This is a genomic window from Acinetobacter sp. 24-47-62 (assembly GCF_056779765.1).
This window is the reverse complement of record NZ_JBWYIN010000019.1, coordinates 17730-35118: the sequence shown is the minus strand read 5'-3', so window position 1 is coordinate 35118 and position 17389 is coordinate 17730. Positions and strand designations below refer to the sequence as shown.

Here is a 17389-nt window from a genome sequence, read left to right as displayed (position 1 = left end):
CATGTTCAGCCATTTACCTTGATCATTTCGGCAATTTATGATGTAAAAGAGCAATTACTCTAGTGATAATTGCCAATTAAATTATTTTTTGTGTCATTTAGGTCAAGTAGCAGTGAACATCAAAGAGACTGAAGGATTTAACATGAGTCGCGATACGATAAGTATCCATTTTGTGAATGCAGCCCTGACTGGGGTAAAACGTCTAGGGATGGATGTTGACACTTTACTTTCACATGTCGGCATTGAAGCTGAACTACTCCGCCAACCTAAAGCACGTATTTCTCCTGAGCAGTACACACGCTTTGTTAAAATGCTGTGGATGGTCACCCAAGATGAACACGTTGGTTTTGATATCCAGCCACGTCGCTTAGGGACCTTTGCGATCATGTGTCAATTGATCATACATGCCAAAACTTTAGGTGATGCGCTTGAGTTATCATCACAGTTCTATAAGCTATTCGGTGATGAGTGGTCTGTGACTTTAGAGCGCGATAAGCATGAAGCACGCTTAGTTCCACTGATTCCAAAAACAATGGATCCTGACCATTTCATTACTGAAAGTATGCTCATGATCTGGCATGGTTTGGCATCGTGGCTCATTGAACGTCGCATCCCCTTAGAGCGTGTACATTTTTCTTATCCACGCCCACAACATGCAGATGAATATGATGCGTTATTTTTTGCGCCAGTGATCCAATTTGATTCAGCTCGTACTGAAATCACATTTGCTGCAGACTACTTAGATCTTCCAATTCGCCAAGATGAAAACACCTTGGAAGAGTTTCTAAAAGGTGCTCCAGCGAAACTGTTGGTGAAATTCAAAAATACCAATTCGCTCACATCACGTATTCGTGAAGTATTGAAGAGCCAAATTGGTGAAGAAATGCCAACATTAAATGATGTTGCTGCCATGCTTTATTTATCACCACAGACGCTTCGCCGTCGCTTAGCTGCTGAAGGTAAGAGCTATCAAGGTGTAAAAGATGCCTTACGTCGAGACGCCGCAATTCACTTACTGTTAAACCCATCTTTAACTTTAGAAGATGTTGCACAACAAGTCGGCTTTAGTGAAACCAGTACCTTCCACCGAGCATTTAAAAAGTGGACAGGTGTCACACCAGGACTGTATCGTCAATTACATGGTTATCATTAATTTATTCAAACATAAAAAAGTCTGACATTGTTCAGGCTTTTTTTATTACAAATGGATTTAAGTGCTTATTTATTTTGCAAAAATATTCAAGTTGAAATTAAACTATTCGGAATATCTAAAGGAATAATAAGATGACACTTACTGCAATCTTAATCTCAATTTTGATTGGAATAGCGCTTTATTTTTACAGTGCAAAATCACACAGTTATCGACCTCAAGTTGATATACGGTACACTTATAATATTGTCGGAGAAAATGCATATCAAAAAAATTTACTTAAAATAGCTGGTCAAAAAAATCTGTATCTAAATTTCATGAATGTACTGCTCATGTTCTGTCAGAACCATTTAACCAATACGATCCAAATGCGATCAAAGTTGAAATCAACGGATTAACAGTTGGCTATTTAAGTAAATTAGAAGCTGAAAAACTGAAAGGGCAGATTATCAATAAAAAAGTGCCCGCTGTAATTAACGGTGGTTGGTATGTTTATGAAGATAATGAAGGTTCTTATGGTGTAAAGCTTGCCATATCAAACGCCAAAGATTTGATATAGCAAAATTATAATCAAAGCATTCACAATACAAATTTGTTTTTTAATTCGTCAAAAACTTTCATTTCACAATCTAAAACATTTAATTTTTCAGTGACCAAAAATATCAAACGACTCATCCGTTCTCGTCATTGCACAATCACATAGATCATCTACACTCAAAACACCATAACAATTTCAACCTATAAAAAAGGAACTATTATGAGCGAGGCTTACATCATTGATGCCATTCGCACACCACGCGGAAAAGGAAAAAAAGATGGTTCTTTACATGAAGTAAAACCAATCACATTACTCACAACGCTGTTAAATGAACTTCAAACTCGCCATCAACTCGATACTTCTAAAGTCGATGACATCGTACTGGGTTGTGTAACTCCAATTGGTGATCAAGGCGGTGATATCGCTAAAACTGCTGCAATTGCAGCAGGCTGGAATAATGATGTAGCAGGCGTTCAAATCAACCGTTTTTGTGCTTCAGGACTAGAAGCTGTCAATCTTGCTGCACAGAAAGTTCGTTCAGGCTGGGAAGATATTGTCGTTGCAGGTGGTGTAGAGTCAATGTCGCGTATTCCAATGGGCTCCGATGGTGGGCCATGGGCACTCGATCCAGAAACAAACCTAAAATCTACCTTTGTTCCACAAGGGATTGGTGCTGATTTAATCGCAACTTTAGATGGATACTCTCGTGCTGATGTAGATGCTTTTGCTGCAGATTCACAAAAGAAAGCAGCAGCGGCTCAAGCGAATGGTTACTTCAATAAATCAGTTGTACCAGTAAAAGATAAAGCTGGCGTTGTCGTTTTAGATAAAGACGAGTTCATCAAACCAACGACTACCGTTGAAGGCTTAGCCAAATTAAATCCAAGCTTTGAAATGATGGGCGGTATGGGATTTGATGCAGTCGCATTACAAAAATATCCAGAAGCTCAGAAGATTAATCACGTTCACCATGCAGGAAACTCTTCAGGCATTGTAGACGGCGCTGCTGTTGTTCTACTTGCATCTGAAAAAGCGGTTCAAGAACAAGGCTTAAAACCACGTGCCAAAGTATTAGCAACTGCGCTTGTCGGAACTGATCCAACAATCATGTTAACTGGTCCAGCACCTGCGGCACGCAAAGCTTTGGAAAAAGCTGGCTTAACCATTGATGATATCGATTTATTTGAAGTGAACGAGGCGTTTGCGGCTGTAGTAATGCGCTTTATTAATGAACTCAATGTCGATCCTGCAAAAGTCAATGTAAATGGTGGTGCAATTGCAATGGGTCATCCACTCGGTGCGACAGGTGCCATGATTTTAGGTACGTTGCTCGATGAACTTGAACGTCAAGGTAAAAAACGTGGCTTGGCTACACTGTGTGTAGGTGGTGGTATGGGTATCGCAACGATCATTGAATTGGTATAAGGAGAAGAATAATGAGTGCAATTCAATTTGAAAAAAATGCTGATGGCATTGTTATTCTCACCTTAGACTCACCTAATCAGTCTGCCAATACCATGAATGCAGATTTCCGAGTTGCTTTGGAAGAGACGGTAACAAAACTGAAAGCCGAATCTGGCATTACAGGTATCATTTTTAAATCTGCAAAGAAAACCTTTTTTGCAGGCGGTGATTTGGATGAGTTGATTCAAGCTCAACCAGAACACGCCACTGAATTCTTTGGCATGATCCAAAAAATGAAAGCGGAATTCCGCTATATTGAAACCTTGGGTGTACCTGTTGTTGCTGCATTAAATGGAACAGCGCTCGGTGGTGGTTGGGAAATCGCACTAGGCTGTCATGCTCGTATTGCATTAAATGATCCTAAAGCGAAATTTGGTCTACCTGAAGTTACCTTAGGATTGTTACCAGGTGGCGGTGGTATCGTGCGTATGGTACGACTGCTCGGCTTGCAGAATGCTTTTCCTTTCTTGATGGAAGGTAAACAATTTGGTGTAGAAAAAGCAAAATCTCTAGGCTTAATTCAAGATACGGCTGATTCTGAACAAGAGCTCATGGATAAAGCGATTGCTTGGGTTAAAGCAAATCCAAAATCTCAACAACCATTCGATGTTAAAGGATACAAAATTCCAGGTGGTACGCCATCATCACCTCAAGTGGCTCAAGTCCTTGCGATTGCACCAGCAATGTTGCGTGACAAAACAAAAGGTTGCTATCCAGCCCCTGAAGCCATTATGGCTGCTGCCGTTGAAGGTGCTCAGGTAGATGTTGATACTGCGTTAACTATTGAGTCTCGCTATTTTACGTATCTGGCAACTGGTCAAGTTGCGAAAAACATGATTGGTACGTTCTGGCATGGACTGAATGCAATCAAATCAGGTGAAAGCCGCCCTAAAGAGCCTGCAAAATGGCAAGCGACCAAAGTAGGTGTTTTAGGCGCTGGAATGATGGGGGCTGGCATTGCCTACTCGACAGCGATTAAGGGGATTCAAGTCGTCCTTAAAGATGTATCGATTGAAAATGCAGAAAAAGGTAAGGCGTATAGTCAAAAACTGTTAGATAAACGTGTTTCACAAGGTCGAATGACTGCTGAAAAACGCGAACAAATTTTATCTCTCATTACCCCTACAGCGAATGCATCTGATCTACAAGGCTGTGATTTAATCATTGAAGCTGTATTCGAAAATCAAGAACTCAAAGCCAAAGTAACTCAAGAAGCTGAGCAATATTTAGTTGACGGCGGTGTGATGGCTTCTAATACATCCACCTTACCGATCACAGGTCTTGCAACAGCAAGTAAAGATTCGAAAAACTTTATTGGACTGCATTTCTTTAGCCCTGTTGATAAAATGCAGTTGGTTGAAATTATTAAAGGTAAAGAGACTTCAGCTGAGACACTAGCTAAAGCCTATGATTATGTTCAACAAATTGGAAAAACACCTATTGTTGTGAATGATAGTCGTGGTTTCTTCACCAGCCGCGTATTTGGTACTTTTGTCAACGAAGGTTTGCGTTTACTGGCTGAGGGAGTACATCCAGCCAAAATTGAAATGGCTGCTTTAAAAGCAGGTATGCCAGTCGGTCCATTAGCAATCCAAGATGAAGTCGCATTAACCTTGTCTGAGCATGTGACCAACGAAACGCGTAAAGCGCTTCAGGCTGAAGGCAAAGATTTACCACACTCCCCTGCTGAAGATGTTTTAAAGCAAATGATCCATGAGTTTGGGCGTAAAGGGAAAGCTGCTGGTGCTGGTTTTTATGAATATCCTGAAAGTGGTAAAAAATACCTTTGGGATGGTTTAAACCATTGGACGAAAGAGACTGATATTTCTGAGCAAGAAATGATTGATCGCTTCTTGTTTGTGCAATCTTTAGATACCTTACGTTGTCTTGAAGAGGGTGTTTTAGAGTCTGTCATTGATGGAAATATCGGTTCTATTTTTGGCATAGGATTCGCCCCTTGGACTGGCGGCGCTTTACAGTTCCTCAATCAATATGGACTCGCACAAGCGCTTGACCGCGCGAATCAGCTTGAAGCGAAGTATGGTGAGCGTTTTAAAGCACCTCAACTCCTCAAGGACAAAGTTCAGTCTGGTCAGTCGATTTGATTGATATAAACTAAAAACCTCTCTTCGGAGAGGTTTTTCAATCTAAAGTAACTGGAAATCCCTTAAAAGTCTTAATCTCTTTGAGCGTAAACATGCTCTGCATTTCCTTGATACCAGGGAGTCTTCTAATTGTTTTCATAGCAAAATCTGCATAAGTATCGAGATCTCGAGACACAACTTGAAGCAAAAAATCTGCATCTCCGCCAATACTATAACAAGCGACTACGTTATCTAACTCTAGAACCTTTTCTTCAAATTTTTTGGCTTCAACTTCACTATGTCTATCAATTGACACTCGTATAAAGACCATTACACCCAAATTAATTTTTCTTCTATCAAGGTTAACACCATATCCTTTGATAATTTTTTCGTCTTCTAATCGTTTAACACGACGCCAACATGGTGATGGAGAAATACCGACTTGTTCCGCCAGTATTTGATTGGTCACTCGTGAATCTTGTTGAAGTAGTCTTAAAATTTTTTTGTCAAATCTATCAAAGTTCATAATGAAAATTTTAACCTTTTTTATTTTATTTATAGAAAGGATATACCTCAATCAATAGAAAAGGCAAACGAAAACGATCACTTTGTGCTTTGTATTTGATTGAAAATGTTCTTACCTTCACAAAAAACAAGATATCCATGTTTGTAGAACAAAACTTTTGCACTTATCTTTTAGCTCTGACTATTGCTGCCGCTGTACCCGGGCCAGGTATGATCACAATTCTAATTAATACAATTAAAAATACCAAAATGCATGGCTGGTTTACTCTATTTGGATTAATCACAGGTGATTTCTTATATTTAACCTTATCTCTTATCTTTATTAAATTTCTTCACCAATTTATAGATCCTAAAATAATTCAGATCATTATCATCATCGGTGCATTTTATTTACTATACATAGCAATACAAATTTGGGCATCCAATATCCGTGAAATGAACCAAAATCATTTCAAGTTTTCACCAACAAATAAAAAAATTTACAAAACCTCCTATGGACAAGGCCTACTTGTCACAATTAGCAATCCTAAAACGATGACGTTTTACATTGCACTATTACCCCCATTTCTTTCCGCTAATACCATGTTCAGCTTAGAGCAGATCTTTAGTGTATATGTCGCGACGATGTTCGTCTTAGTTTTGATTGGAGGACTGTATATTTCTTTGGCTATCATCATTATGAAATATTTATGTTCTCAAAGAAAAATGGATATCATTATGAAATTATTAGCATCAATTATGGCATTTATATCACTAAGCCTGATCTATTCGAACATTTCAGCTTTTACATAGTGATCATTAAAATATGCTTATAAGTACAACAATATTTTGTTGTGAACATTTCTATATTTCTATTCTGTGTTATAAAGTAACATATTCTCAGATTCATTTTACCCAACTTGGTATAGCATTATGACTGATCACTCTTCACCAGAAAAATCTCCTTGGGGTTGGAAAGCGCTAATTATCGCGATCATTTTAAGTATTATATTTATGGTGATTTTCTATATAGCCATTGAAAATGAACCTGACTATATGCCAAGTAAACAACGAACAGAAACCAGTGAACATCATGCATTCAAAGCATCACCTGTGATGTCTGAAGAAGCAGCAGCAAAAATAGAAGCCAACAAAGCTGCTCAAGCTAGTGCAACTGAGCACAATATGACTGAAGAAGAACACGCAGCAATGGGCGAACACAGTCATACACATGATGGTCAATCAGGTTCACATAGTCATTGATATTTGTGATGAAAAAACGGAGCATTGCTCCGTTTTTTTATTCAAGCTGCATCGTCATATAAACATGAGGAATACCACAATCTAAGTATTCCTTACCTTGGGGCTCAAACCCTAAACGTTGATAAAATGGTAATGCATGAACTTGAGCAGAAAGATTCAAGGTTGGTCGCTTTTCCCTTTGAGCAAACTCAATTATAAATTTCATGAGCTCAAACCCAACACCTTTTCCTCGATAAGCCTTTATGACTGCTACCCTTCCAATACTATGGTTTTGAAGTAGTCGAGCCGTGGCGATTGCCTCACATTCATGGAAAACAACGAAATGAATCGATGTCTCATCTTCCATATCCCATTCGTCTTCAGGTGAAATTAGTTGTTCCAGAATAAATACTTGCTCTCGTATCTGCATCGCGTAGCACTTTAATTGCGACCATGAACCTACTTGAACATCAAAGACATTACTCATATGTTAATTCCCAAAGGGGTGTTAGCACTTTTCACCAATATTTTGTTGCTCCCACTCACCTTTTAGAAGCAACTCTAATGAGTGCTTTTGAATACCATACATATTTTTTAATGCAATGATTTGACCTAACACTTGCTGATCTGGTGCGTTCAAATCTTTGCGCTTGGTGGCTAAAATCATTTTATTTTTGCTGGTATGTTCCAAAGCCACAAATTCAAAAACTTTAGTCTCGTAACCATAGGCTTTTAACAATAGCGCTCGAATTGTATCTGTCAGCATTTCAGCTTGTTGCCCCTCATGAATACCAAACTGCAACATTGGTTTTAATACAGAGGGACTTTGCATTTGAGGTCTCAACTCTTTGTGGCAGCACGGCGCGCACATAATCATTTGCGCATTCAATCGAATACCGGTATGAATCGCAAAATCAGTTGCTACATCACAGGCATGCAACGCAATCATGACATCGAGTTTTTCAGGCGAGTAAGTTCGTACATCTCCTTGGAAAAAATCTAAATGCTTAAAATCTGATTTACGGGCAACATCTTGACAGAATTGAACCATTTTCTCATTCAGTTCCACACCTGTAACATAAGGATTGTAATCATTTTTTTGTAAGTAATCATACAGTGCAAAGGTGAGATAACCTTTACCTGAGCCAAAATCGACAACGTTGAGCTGCTGATCAACTTGAATTTGGTTTAATGCGCCTGAGCAAATCTCAACAAATTTATTAATCTGTTTCCACTTACGCGCCATGCTTGGAATAATTTGTTCTTTTTGATCCGTAATACCCAACGGTTGAAGAAAATAACTTTCTTGCTCAACAAACCGGTGTTTTTGACGGTCATGTGATTTTTCAATGATCTTGGAGACTGAAGCCTTTTTACTTTGAGTTAAGATGGCTTTTTTCTTATTTTTCTTGAGCTGTAACTCGCTGTCCAATGTAAAAAGATTGGCTTGTTTGCATTCACTGACCAATTTACTCACCAACGGATCAGCTTCATCAATTGGAAAATTTTTGGTCACATCTTGAGTTTTAAAGCGATACAGAACATTCAGCATCCATTCATCTTGTAATCGAATCATGCGTAAAGTCATCTTCTCTAAAGCTTCTATCTCGCCCTGATATTGACTCAGAATCATACGATCAAAACGCTGAGAAGCTAATGCTTGATGAAATGCTTCAAGAAATTGTTGCTCTTGCGGGGTGGAAGATGCCGAAACGGTCATAAACAGTGCCAAAAAAAGAAATGCTATTAAATTTTAATGCGTCTTACGCGAAAAGCAAAATTCAATTACGATACAGATGTATAATTAAATGTGTAAGTGAACAATGAAAGCATCTCCTGCTTCGTATGATCCATTAGAAGAAAAAATTAATTTCATCAGTCATGCCATTGGTGCTGTCTTGGCCGTCATCGGTGCCATTTTATTGATTATAAAAGGTACTGCTTATCCTTTGGCACAATGGATCGGGCTTTGGGTCTATGGACTTAGTTTAGTTCTACTCTTTACGGCGTCTAGTCTTTATCATTTTGCGGAAACACCTGACCGTCGGGGTTGGTTTAAAAAATTGGACCACACGGCTATTTATTATCTCATCGCAGGAACATACACTCCTTTTCTATCTATAGCTTTACCAACGCAAAAAGCTCACTATTTATTAATTGCGCTTTGGGTAATTGCGGCGATTGGCACTTTGTTCAAATTAGTATTTATTCACCATTTTCAAAAAATATCGCTTTTTGCCTATCTTGCAATGGGATGGTTAGCATTACTTGTGATCGATGATATGCGTACATATTTATCTGATCAAAGTTTAAGCTTACTTATAATTGGTGGCCTTGCTTACACCATAGGCGCATTGTTTTATGCTTTAAAAAAGGTAAGATACACTCACGCTATCTGGCATATTTTTGTATTGATAGGTGCAGGATCACATTTCTTGTCTATTTATCTTTACGTGCTATAACCACTTTAACTACATCGTCTAGCAACCCTAACACCGTAGAGCGAGTTGGTATTTCGTATTTTTTTAAGAAATTACGCCTTTTTTAAAAAGATTACGCTATTAAATCTAAGTTTTTTATTTTTAGTAAGTGTAAGGTCTCTCATGGCGTCTAATACAGCATCACAACAAGCTCAACCCGCAAACTCTAAAACTCGGGTATTAACTGCAAGTCTCGTTGGTACAACCATCGAGTTCTTCGATTTTTATATTTACGCAACAGCTGCAGTCATTATTTTCCCCTACTTGTTCTTTCCAACAAGTACAGATCCTATGACAGCAACGATTCAATCATTAGCAACTTTTGCAATCGCATTCATCGCACGTCCTATCGGCGCCGCACTATTCGGTCATTTGGGAGATCGAATCGGTCGTAAAGCAACCTTAGTGGCAGCCTTGCTAACCATGGGACTTTCTACCGTTGCGATTGGTTTACTTCCAACCTATGCGCAAATTGGCATTGTGGCACCCTTACTTTTAGCTTTGTGCCGATTAGGTCAGGGCTTAGGTTTAGGTGGCGAATGGTCAGGTGCAGTTCTACTCGCAACTGAAAATGCGCCAGAAGGCAAACGTGCTTGGTACGGTATGTTCCCTCAACTTGGTGCACCTATCGGCTTCATCCTTGCCACAGGCTCTTTCCTTACGCTTGGGGCATTCATGAGTGAAGAAGCATTCATGTCATGGGGATGGCGTATTCCATTTATTTCAAGTGCCTTATTGGTGATTGTAGGCTTGTGGATTCGCTTAAAGTTGCATGAAACGCCAGCATTCCAAAACGTGCTTGATAAACAAAAAGAAGTGAATGTCCCTTTTGTACAAGTTTTTAAAAAGCATTCAAAAATGCTTGTACTCGGAACGATTGCAGCCATTTGTACTTTCGTAGTTTTTTACTTAACCACTGTATTTGCATTGCAATGGGGTACAAAACAATTAGGTTACTCTCGTGAAGAGTTCCTACAACTTCAGTTGGTTGCAACGCTTTGTTTTGCAGCATTTATTCCCCTTTCTGCAATTTTTGCGGAAAAGTTCGGTCGTAAAACCACTTCGATCGCGGTGTGTGTAATTTCTGCTATTTTTGGTATTTTCTTTGCGGACATGTTGGAGTCAGGAAGCACACTGATTGTGTTCTTATTCTTATGTATTGGTCTTGCGATTATGGGCTTAACCTATGGTCCAATCGGTACGGTACTTTCAGAAATCTTCCCGACATCGGTGCGTTATACTGGTTCGGCGTTAACATTTAACCTTGCTGGTATTTTTGGTGCATCTTTCGCACCTTTGATTGCAACGAAATTGGCAACTGAATATGGTTTGTCTGCAGTAGGCTATTATTTGACGGCTGCATCAATCCTTTCACTGATTGCTTTCCTGATGATTCGCGAAACGAAACATGATGATGTGAATAATCAAATTTGATGTTTTCATCTAAAAAAACCGGCTTAAGCCGGTTTTTTTATTAGCTGAGTTCAATGATATCAATCATCGGTGGTACTCTGAATCTGAATGGGACACCTACCATGCCAGTACCTACGGACACATAAACATTGGCATGTTCATGCTTATATAAACCACGTTTATGACCCAAGATAGACACTTTTTTCATGATGTAATCTGTCAACCACGGAAGCTCCACTTGTCCCCCATGTGTATGCCCTGACAACATCAACGGATGAGTTGGCAATTTTGGCACCATATCCACCGTATCCGGATTATGTGACAGAATTAACCACGGCTTATCTTGTGGTAAATCAGGCATATCCCGCATGTCAGCCTTACCTGCCCACAAATCCCCCACACCAATCAATCTAAACTCATCAAACTCAACAATCTTACCTTCAATATCCATCACCTGATTTGAAGCTAGCGCATCTTTTAATAATGCCTGAATTGGTGGACCTGGATATTGCTCATCATGATTACCATTCACAGAATAGACAGGCGCTTGGATTTCTCTCAATACTCGGAGCTCTTCTGCCAGCTTATTTTCTGGTTCGTAGGTCCAATCTCCTGCCACAACCACTAAATCTGGTTGAACTTGATTAATCTTATTTACGATAATTTTCAGTTGTCTTTCATGCCCAGAAAACAATCCAATATGTAGGTCTGCAATTAATGCCACTTTAATCGGACGTTTAAAGGGTTGCGTTGAACTTAACTTGTAACTCAGGTTATTCACTACTACACGATGTGGCTCAATGAAACGTGCATAAATCAATATACTGCTCAACAAGAAAATAAACACACCTTCATGCAATGAAAATATACCTTGCCAAGTAGCAAAAATACTAAAAAACCACAACGGAACAAGTAAATAAGAAAGATAAAATGCCAAGAGATGAACAAAGGCTTTAAATGGATGTATGGTTTCAGTTCGAGATTGGCTCATCCATGCTTGCGTGACTCCCCAAATAGCGAAGAGCGAGAAAATAATATAGAACGCAGCAAGGATGTTATTTGTTGTCCACATATTCAATCTCTTTCATTAAATCAGACGAATAATCTGAGTGGTTCATTTATCTTTTAAATGGTGCTCTTTATACTTTAGCACACTGAGTTCAAAGAATAGATTATGCAAGCAAATCACATGGAAAAGAATCAATCTCAACAATTGAATCGCCAAAAGAAAACATCTTTTAAAATGCGCTTCATCATGAGTTCATGTTTGGTTCTTGCTTTACCTGCATGCTCAACTTTACCTACTCAACAAGCTATTGCACCTCAATATGCGTACGACATCGACACTCATGACACCTCATTGGCACAAATTGTCGAACCATTGAAAATTAAGAATCCTGAATTAACAGGTTTTCATGTTTTATATGATCCAATCGAAGCGATAGCTGCACGTTTTCAATTAATTGAGAAAGCTGAGAAAACACTCGACCTTCAATATTACATTTGGGATAACGACCGTGTAGGTGCATTGGCTCTTTATAAAATCATTCAAGCTGCTGATCGTGGTGTAAAAGTCAGATTGTTAATGGATGACAACAACGCTAAGCCGATGGAAAGTATTTATCTCGCGCTGGATCAACATCAAAACATTGACGTAAAGTTATTCAATCCTTATAAATTCCGACGCCTTAGACCCGTTGATATGATTTTGGATCTGAAACGTATCAATCGACGGATGCACAACAAAACGTTTACAGCTGACAATCAAATTACCCTGATTGGCGGCCGAAATATGAGTAATCAATACTACAATGTCAGTGACCGATATCAATTTTCAGATGTTGATGTCATGCTTGTCGGTCATGCAGTAAGTGATATTACACACTCATTTGATGAGTACTGGAATCATGAATATGCCTATCCAGTTAAAAATATTGTCAATCATCAACAATATACATTGCGCTATGAAGGTTTAAAACAGCAACTGCAAGAGCACTTTGATGATGGTGCTGTACGTAGTTATGTTGAAATTACTCGTGAATCTCATGATTTTGATCGTTGGCTCAATCAAGAAATTAAGCTGGATTGGGTGAAAGCAGAAGTCATCAAAGATTCTCCTGAAAAAATCAAAGCGAAAGCAAAGAAAGAGGAACATCTCAACTTTCAACTGGTTGAACGCTTAGAGAAACCAGAAAAAAGTGTCGATATCATTTCCGCTTACTTCGTTCCTGAACGCAAGGGTGAGCAACGCTTAAGTGCGATCGCACAAGATGGCGTTAAAGTTCGCGTACTGACCAACTCTTTTAAAGCCAATGATGTTGCGCTTGTACATGCATTTTATGCGAAATATCGTCAGGATTTACTGCAAAACGGCGTAGAGTTATATGAGTTCCTCCCTGCTTTGCCAGAAGAATTCCAAAATAAAAATAATATTGAAATTTCTAAGCAATCCAAAGTGAGCCTTAAAGGGCTGAGTCGCTCAAGCCTACATGCAAAAATGATGGCTTTGGATGACAAGCAAGTATTTATCGGATCATTTAATTTTGATCCACGTTCAGCCAATCTAAATACTGAAATTGGCGTCATTTTAAACAGCCAACCCCTAGCGCAAGCTGTCCATAAAACCATGGATCAGAACCTAAAAAAATATGCCTATAAATTAGTTCTAGATTCACAAAATAATATTAATTGGAAACAAGCGACACCTGAAGGTATTAAAATCTATACCAAAGAACCAAAAATGAAATGGTGGCAAAAAGCAAGCTTGAAAGTTATCTCGTGGTTGCCAATCGAAGGATTCATGTAAAAGCAGGGATCATCATGATCCCTGCTTTACTTCTACTGATTTAGCTTTGAGTACTTTTTGATGTAATGCTTCCAATCCTTCCTGCATTCTGAGTTGCACTTCTCTCGTTAAGCTTTCTACTGTATGCCCAGTAACATCAATCGTGGGCAAAGCTGTTAAATGTGCAACGACTTGAGGCATTTCCAATACCGCTTTGAGATGCGCGGTAAATCCAATATTTCCAATAAAGGGAGCAACCTGATCTAACTCCCCCTCTTGATTGACATAACAGATTAAACAAACTTGCACTGGTTTTTGAGCCTCAATAGCTGCAGCTAAAAGTCTTCCATGCACTTTTTTGACTTTGGTTCCATCAGTCGTGGTTGCTTCTGGAAAAAATAAGACAGGGATATTTTGCTTCAAAAATTCCGTGATTTGCTCTTTAATACGGACCGAATCTCCTGAACCTCGTTTAATGAACAGTGTTCCACCCCCTTTGGCAAGTTTCCCAAAAATCGGCCAATTTTCAATTTCTGCTTTTGCTAAGAAAAATACACGCGCACTCGAACCCAATACAGGAATATCTAACCAAGAGATATGATTGCTCACCCATAATGCGGGTTCACGAGGAATGTTGCCATGCACTTGTAAATCGATATTAAAAACTTTGCATAAGCGACGGCAAAAATGTTGTACATAGCGAGTATTGTTTGGATTATTCGGATTTTTATACATTTGATGCCTAAAAATTAAATAAAACCCTTCAGTGACAGCAGCAGTACCTGAGATGATTTTTTGGCTATATAGCGCTGTTTTTGAAAATAAATTGAGTTTTTTAGGCGTTAATGTTGTCATAAATTATTTCACTAAATAATAACAGGCGTTATCCACTATAGCTCCATTCTATACTGAGCTCACCAGAGATGCATTGATTATAAAAACCGTATACATAGATTTGAAAATTCAATTTCAATTCAAATACCCAATAAAATATAATTTTTAAATCGAATTTATAGATTTAAAAATTATGCAAACTCCAACTCAATCACCATCAAATCAAGTCATTCCCATCTGGTCGGCACTCTTCTCATTGGCATCAATTGTCGGTGGCGTCTTTTTATTTATGCTGGCGTTTATACTTATGTTCAAAACCGCTTTAGGTTAATTTAAATCTATTTCCCTCAATTGTTCAATTTCCTCTACACTAGAGTTTTGATGTGGAGTATTAGCTGAGTGGAAGTTACTGGACAAAATCAAGCAAATGAACGTGCGGTCTTGGTGAGTGTTAATGTCCAAATATTAGAAGATCTTGATCAAGAAGAATTTCGTTTATTGGCCAAATCTGCTGGTGCAGAGATTCTTGAACATATACAAGCTCAACGTATTAAACCGGATCCTAAATTTTTTATTGGTTCGGGTAAAGCTGAAGAAATCGCCGAATTTGTTGCAGCGGTAGAAGCTGATATTGTCATTTTCGATCATTCCCTCACACCATCTCAAGAACGTAATCTCGAGCGTGTTATTCAATGTCGTGTCATCGATCGTACTCGCCTTATCTTAGATATTTTTGCACAACGCGCACGAACACATGAAGGTAAACTACAAGTTGAATTGGCTCAGTTAGACCATCTCGCTTCACGTTTAGTGGGTGGTCGCATGGGCTTAGATGGTCAAAAAGGTGGTATTGGTCTACGTGGTCCAGGTGAAACACAATTAGAAACAGACCGTCGTTTACTCCGCCTCCGCATAACCCAGCTCAAAGACAAACTTGAAAAAGTCCGCCAGACACGAATTCAAGGTCGTGCAGCGCGTCAAAAAGCGTCTATTCCAACAGTGTCTCTTGTCGGTTATACCAACGCAGGAAAATCCACCCTATTTAATATTCTTGCTGAAAGTGATGTGTATGCAGCAGATCAATTGTTCGCAACTCTTGACCCAACTTTAAGAAGATTAAATTGGGATGGCATTGGAACATTGGTCTTGGCTGACACAGTGGGATTCGTTCGCAATCTTGCACACTCCTTAGTAGAGTCATTCAAAGCAACCCTTGAAGAAACACTTGAGGCGACTTTGCTTTTGCATGTTATCGATTCAAATAGTCCAGAAAAGCTTGAGCAAATTGATGCTGTTGAAAAAGTCCTGAAAGAAATTGGGGCTCAGGTGCCAATATTACGCGTATACAATAAAATTGATCAAACGGGTGAAGAGCCTAAAATCATTTATGCTTCTCCCAATTTGCCCGATCGAGTCTATGTTTCAGCACACTCAAGTCAAGGTTTAGATTTACTGCAACAAGCGGTTCAAGAATGTTTAATGGGGCAAATACATCAATTTGAACTCACACTCAAACCTGAATATGGCAAATTACGCAATCAACTGTATGAATTAAATGTGATTCAGTCTGAACATTATGATGATCTAGGTCATTTGATTTTAAATATTCAAATTGCGCCACATAAATTAGAGCAACTTATAAAACAAGCACATTTACCAATTGATCAAATTCTTGGTAATAAGGCGCAACAATTTAAAAGACCTTTAGAAGAGTTTGAAATCAAATCATAAATCAGTTAAAACGTGATAAATAATGTTAAAAGTATAATCATGATGCAGTGGATGAAAACGATAGATTGGCCAGCATGGATTGGCACCATAGTGCTTATTATTGGCTTCCGAGAAGGTTCAGTTTGGCTTATGACTCAATTGAATCATCCCGAACTGGGCAATCTTGTCGGGTTGCTTTCCTTACTACTTGTACTGTTTGCTTGGCGTAGATTTGGCACTCTTCCAACCAGAGTTGTCGATGTAAATAATAAAATCATGAAAGAAAGTGCTTTTGCATTTTTACCAATTAGTGCTGGGGCATTGGTTATGTTGGTTCATATGGGTAAAGAAATTCCTCTTTTTTTACTCGTACTCACGTTAAGTACACTTATTCCACTTTGGGTTTACGCCAAAATGGCAAAACGCTGGTTATAGGAGAGAAATATGCTCGCAATTTTAATCGGCTTTGCTATTACGTTATTCGCCTATTTAATTTCAAAACCCTGTAACCGTGTCGTACCACAGATTCCTGTCATTGTATTCGGGATGTTCTTTGTGATCGTCATCTTACTGATTATTGGTATTCCTTATGATCACTACATGAAAGATGTCAATCCGATTTTTGATCATTTATTAGGATACGTCACAGTGGCTCTCGCGATCCCACTTGCAGCGATGCGTTATGACGATTTACCACTAAAAGGCATTTTAGGAATATTAGTGTTTGCTAGTGTCAGTGCTGTCGCATTGCCTATGGGCTTAGCGTATCTACTGCATATGGCAGATTCGACCATTATGGCTTTCGCTACACGTGCAGTGACAACACCAATCGCAATTAATATTGCGACCTTACTCCATGCACCAATTAGCTTAGCAATTTTAATCGTTATTTTATCTGGTGTGATTGGCGCAGCTTTTTCACCACTCATACTACGTCATATTAATGATGAGCGTGCCTCAGGCTTAGCACTCGGTTTAGCAGCCCATGCGATTGGGACAGCTCAAGCTTGGCAACGAGGCAGTGTAGCTGGTCGTTATGCTGCATTTGGTATGGCGGTAAATGCAACGTTTACAGCCGTTTGGCTCCCTACTTTTATTCACTTTTTAAAAGCGACCTCTTGATATACCCACAACTGAAAATAAAAAAGCCACTGATGAGTGGCTTTTTTATTAGACGAAAACGAC

General features: G+C 38.9%; 17 protein-coding genes. 12 read left to right on the top strand and 5 right to left on the bottom strand.

The annotated features are described in order from the left end of the window. The first annotated feature begins 142 nt into the window (after nt 1–142). The 4 genes from AC1M87_RS13780 to AC1M87_RS13765 all read left to right on the top strand — a co-directional run bounded on the left by AC1M87_RS13780 (nt 143) and on the right by AC1M87_RS13765 (nt 5257). Nucleotides 143–1153: an AraC family transcriptional regulator gene (locus AC1M87_RS13780; protein WP_092768523.1), complete on the top strand. Its 1011-nt coding sequence runs from the start codon at nt 143–145 to the stop codon at nt 1151–1153. A 131-nt stretch (nt 1154–1284) separates the two neighbouring features. Continuing rightward, nucleotides 1285–1548 (top strand): hypothetical protein, encoded by a 264-nt coding sequence (locus tag AC1M87_RS13775; protein WP_481594016.1) that lies wholly within the window; start codon nt 1285–1287, stop codon nt 1546–1548. A 359-nt stretch (nt 1549–1907) separates the two neighbouring features. Next, on the top strand, nt 1908–3113 hold the full coding sequence (locus tag AC1M87_RS13770; RefSeq protein WP_481594015.1) for an acetyl-CoA C-acetyltransferase: 1206 nt from the start codon (nt 1908–1910) through the stop codon (nt 3111–3113). 11 nt (nt 3114–3124) lie between these two features. After that, on the top strand, nt 3125–5257 hold the full coding sequence (locus AC1M87_RS13765) for a 3-hydroxyacyl-CoA dehydrogenase NAD-binding domain-containing protein (RefSeq protein WP_481594014.1): 2133 nt from the start codon (nt 3125–3127) through the stop codon (nt 5255–5257). Between the two features lie 37 nt (nt 5258–5294). Here the strand turns inward: AC1M87_RS13765 and AC1M87_RS13760 are convergent, their stop codons facing one another. Next, complete coding sequence (locus tag AC1M87_RS13760) at nt 5295–5762, bottom strand: Lrp/AsnC family transcriptional regulator (protein WP_179999864.1); 468 nt, start codon at nt 5760–5762, stop codon at nt 5295–5297. A 137-nt stretch (nt 5763–5899) separates the two neighbouring features. Between AC1M87_RS13760 and AC1M87_RS13755 the strand changes: the two genes are divergently transcribed. Both AC1M87_RS13755 and AC1M87_RS13750 read left to right on the top strand, forming a co-directional pair. Beyond that, a complete protein-coding gene (locus tag AC1M87_RS13755; RefSeq protein ID WP_481594013.1) occupies nt 5900–6553 on the top strand; it encodes a LysE family translocator in 654 nt (217 codons plus the stop codon). 120 nt (nt 6554–6673) lie between these two features. Beyond that, on the top strand, nt 6674–7003 hold the full coding sequence (locus AC1M87_RS13750) for a hypothetical protein (protein WP_481594012.1): 330 nt from the start codon (nt 6674–6676) through the stop codon (nt 7001–7003). 37 nt (nt 7004–7040) lie between these two features. Here the strand turns inward: AC1M87_RS13750 and AC1M87_RS13745 are convergent, their stop codons facing one another. Further along, a complete protein-coding gene (locus AC1M87_RS13745; protein ID WP_481594011.1) occupies nt 7041–7469 on the bottom strand; it encodes a GNAT family N-acetyltransferase in 429 nt (142 codons plus the stop codon). 21 nt (nt 7470–7490) lie between these two features. After that, nucleotides 7491–8702 carry a class I SAM-dependent methyltransferase gene (locus AC1M87_RS13740; RefSeq protein WP_481594010.1) on the bottom strand — a complete coding sequence of 404 codons (1212 nt, stop codon included), beginning with the start codon at nt 8700–8702 and terminating at the stop codon, nt 7491–7493. 103 nt (nt 8703–8805) lie between these two features. Here AC1M87_RS13740 and trhA point away from each other — a divergent pair, with 103 nt between their 5' ends. Then, complete coding sequence (trhA, locus tag AC1M87_RS13735) at nt 8806–9444, top strand: PAQR family membrane homeostasis protein TrhA (RefSeq protein ID WP_481587998.1); 639 nt, start codon at nt 8806–8808, stop codon at nt 9442–9444. Between the two features lie 141 nt (nt 9445–9585). Further along, entirely contained in the window at nt 9586–10896 is a 1311-nt protein-coding gene (locus AC1M87_RS13730) for an MFS transporter (protein ID WP_035267948.1), read from the top strand. A 40-nt stretch (nt 10897–10936) separates the two neighbouring features. Here the strand turns inward: AC1M87_RS13730 and AC1M87_RS13725 are convergent, their stop codons facing one another. Next, entirely contained in the window at nt 10937–11947 is a 1011-nt protein-coding gene (locus AC1M87_RS13725; protein WP_481594009.1) for a metallophosphoesterase, read from the bottom strand. A 171-nt stretch (nt 11948–12118) separates the two neighbouring features. Here AC1M87_RS13725 and AC1M87_RS13720 point away from each other — a divergent pair, with 171 nt between their 5' ends. Continuing rightward, on the top strand, nt 12119–13681 hold the full coding sequence (locus AC1M87_RS13720; protein WP_481594027.1) for a phospholipase D family protein: 1563 nt from the start codon (nt 12119–12121) through the stop codon (nt 13679–13681). Between the two features lie 12 nt (nt 13682–13693). Here the strand turns inward: AC1M87_RS13720 and AC1M87_RS13715 are convergent, their stop codons facing one another. Then, on the bottom strand, nt 13694–14515 hold the full coding sequence (locus AC1M87_RS13715; RefSeq protein ID WP_481594008.1) for a lysophospholipid acyltransferase family protein: 822 nt from the start codon (nt 14513–14515) through the stop codon (nt 13694–13696). A gap of 378 nt (nt 14516–14893) precedes the next feature. Between AC1M87_RS13715 and hflX the strand changes: the two genes are divergently transcribed. The 3 genes from hflX to AC1M87_RS13700 are packed head-to-tail and all read left to right on the top strand — an operon-like array spanning nt 14894 to nt 17326. After that, entirely contained in the window at nt 14894–16225 is a 1332-nt protein-coding gene (hflX, locus tag AC1M87_RS13710) for a ribosome rescue GTPase HflX (RefSeq protein WP_481594007.1), read from the top strand. Between the two features lie 42 nt (nt 16226–16267). After that, nucleotides 16268–16639: a hypothetical protein gene (locus AC1M87_RS13705; protein ID WP_092768555.1), complete on the top strand. Its 372-nt coding sequence runs from the start codon at nt 16268–16270 to the stop codon at nt 16637–16639. A gap of 9 nt (nt 16640–16648) precedes the next feature. Further along, entirely contained in the window at nt 16649–17326 is a 678-nt protein-coding gene (locus AC1M87_RS13700) for an LrgB family protein (protein ID WP_035270007.1), read from the top strand. Nucleotides 17327–17389: the final 63 nt, after the last annotated feature.

Excerpts from the sequence above, each read along its gene's own strand:
- AC1M87_RS13780 (WP_092768523.1), top strand. The coding sequence starts at position 143 with ATGAGTCGCGATACGATAAGTATCCATTTTGTGAATGCAGCCCTGACT.
- AC1M87_RS13775 (WP_481594016.1), top strand. The coding sequence starts at position 1,285 with ATGACACTTACTGCAATCTTAATCTCAATTTTGATTGGAATAGCGCTT.
- AC1M87_RS13770 (WP_481594015.1), top strand. The coding sequence starts at position 1,908 with ATGAGCGAGGCTTACATCATTGATGCCATTCGCACACCACGCGGAAAA.
- AC1M87_RS13765 (WP_481594014.1), top strand. The coding sequence starts at position 3,125 with ATGAGTGCAATTCAATTTGAAAAAAATGCTGATGGCATTGTTATTCTC.
- AC1M87_RS13760 (WP_179999864.1), bottom strand. The coding sequence starts at position 5,762 with ATGAACTTTGATAGATTTGACAAAAAAATTTTAAGACTACTTCAACAA.
- AC1M87_RS13755 (WP_481594013.1), top strand. The coding sequence starts at position 5,900 with ATGTTTGTAGAACAAAACTTTTGCACTTATCTTTTAGCTCTGACTATT.
- AC1M87_RS13750 (WP_481594012.1), top strand. The coding sequence starts at position 6,674 with ATGACTGATCACTCTTCACCAGAAAAATCTCCTTGGGGTTGGAAAGCG.
- AC1M87_RS13745 (WP_481594011.1), bottom strand. The coding sequence starts at position 7,469 with ATGAGTAATGTCTTTGATGTTCAAGTAGGTTCATGGTCGCAATTAAAG.
- AC1M87_RS13740 (WP_481594010.1), bottom strand. The coding sequence starts at position 8,702 with ATGACCGTTTCGGCATCTTCCACCCCGCAAGAGCAACAATTTCTTGAA.
- trhA (WP_481587998.1), top strand. The coding sequence starts at position 8,806 with ATGAAAGCATCTCCTGCTTCGTATGATCCATTAGAAGAAAAAATTAAT.
- AC1M87_RS13730 (WP_035267948.1), top strand. The coding sequence starts at position 9,586 with ATGGCGTCTAATACAGCATCACAACAAGCTCAACCCGCAAACTCTAAA.
- AC1M87_RS13725 (WP_481594009.1), bottom strand. The coding sequence starts at position 11,947 with ATGTGGACAACAAATAACATCCTTGCTGCGTTCTATATTATTTTCTCG.
- AC1M87_RS13720 (WP_481594027.1), top strand. The coding sequence starts at position 12,119 with ATGCGCTTCATCATGAGTTCATGTTTGGTTCTTGCTTTACCTGCATGC.
- AC1M87_RS13715 (WP_481594008.1), bottom strand. The coding sequence starts at position 14,515 with ATGACAACATTAACGCCTAAAAAACTCAATTTATTTTCAAAAACAGCG.
- AC1M87_RS13705 (WP_092768555.1), top strand. The coding sequence starts at position 16,268 with ATGCAGTGGATGAAAACGATAGATTGGCCAGCATGGATTGGCACCATA.
- AC1M87_RS13700 (WP_035270007.1), top strand. The coding sequence starts at position 16,649 with ATGCTCGCAATTTTAATCGGCTTTGCTATTACGTTATTCGCCTATTTA.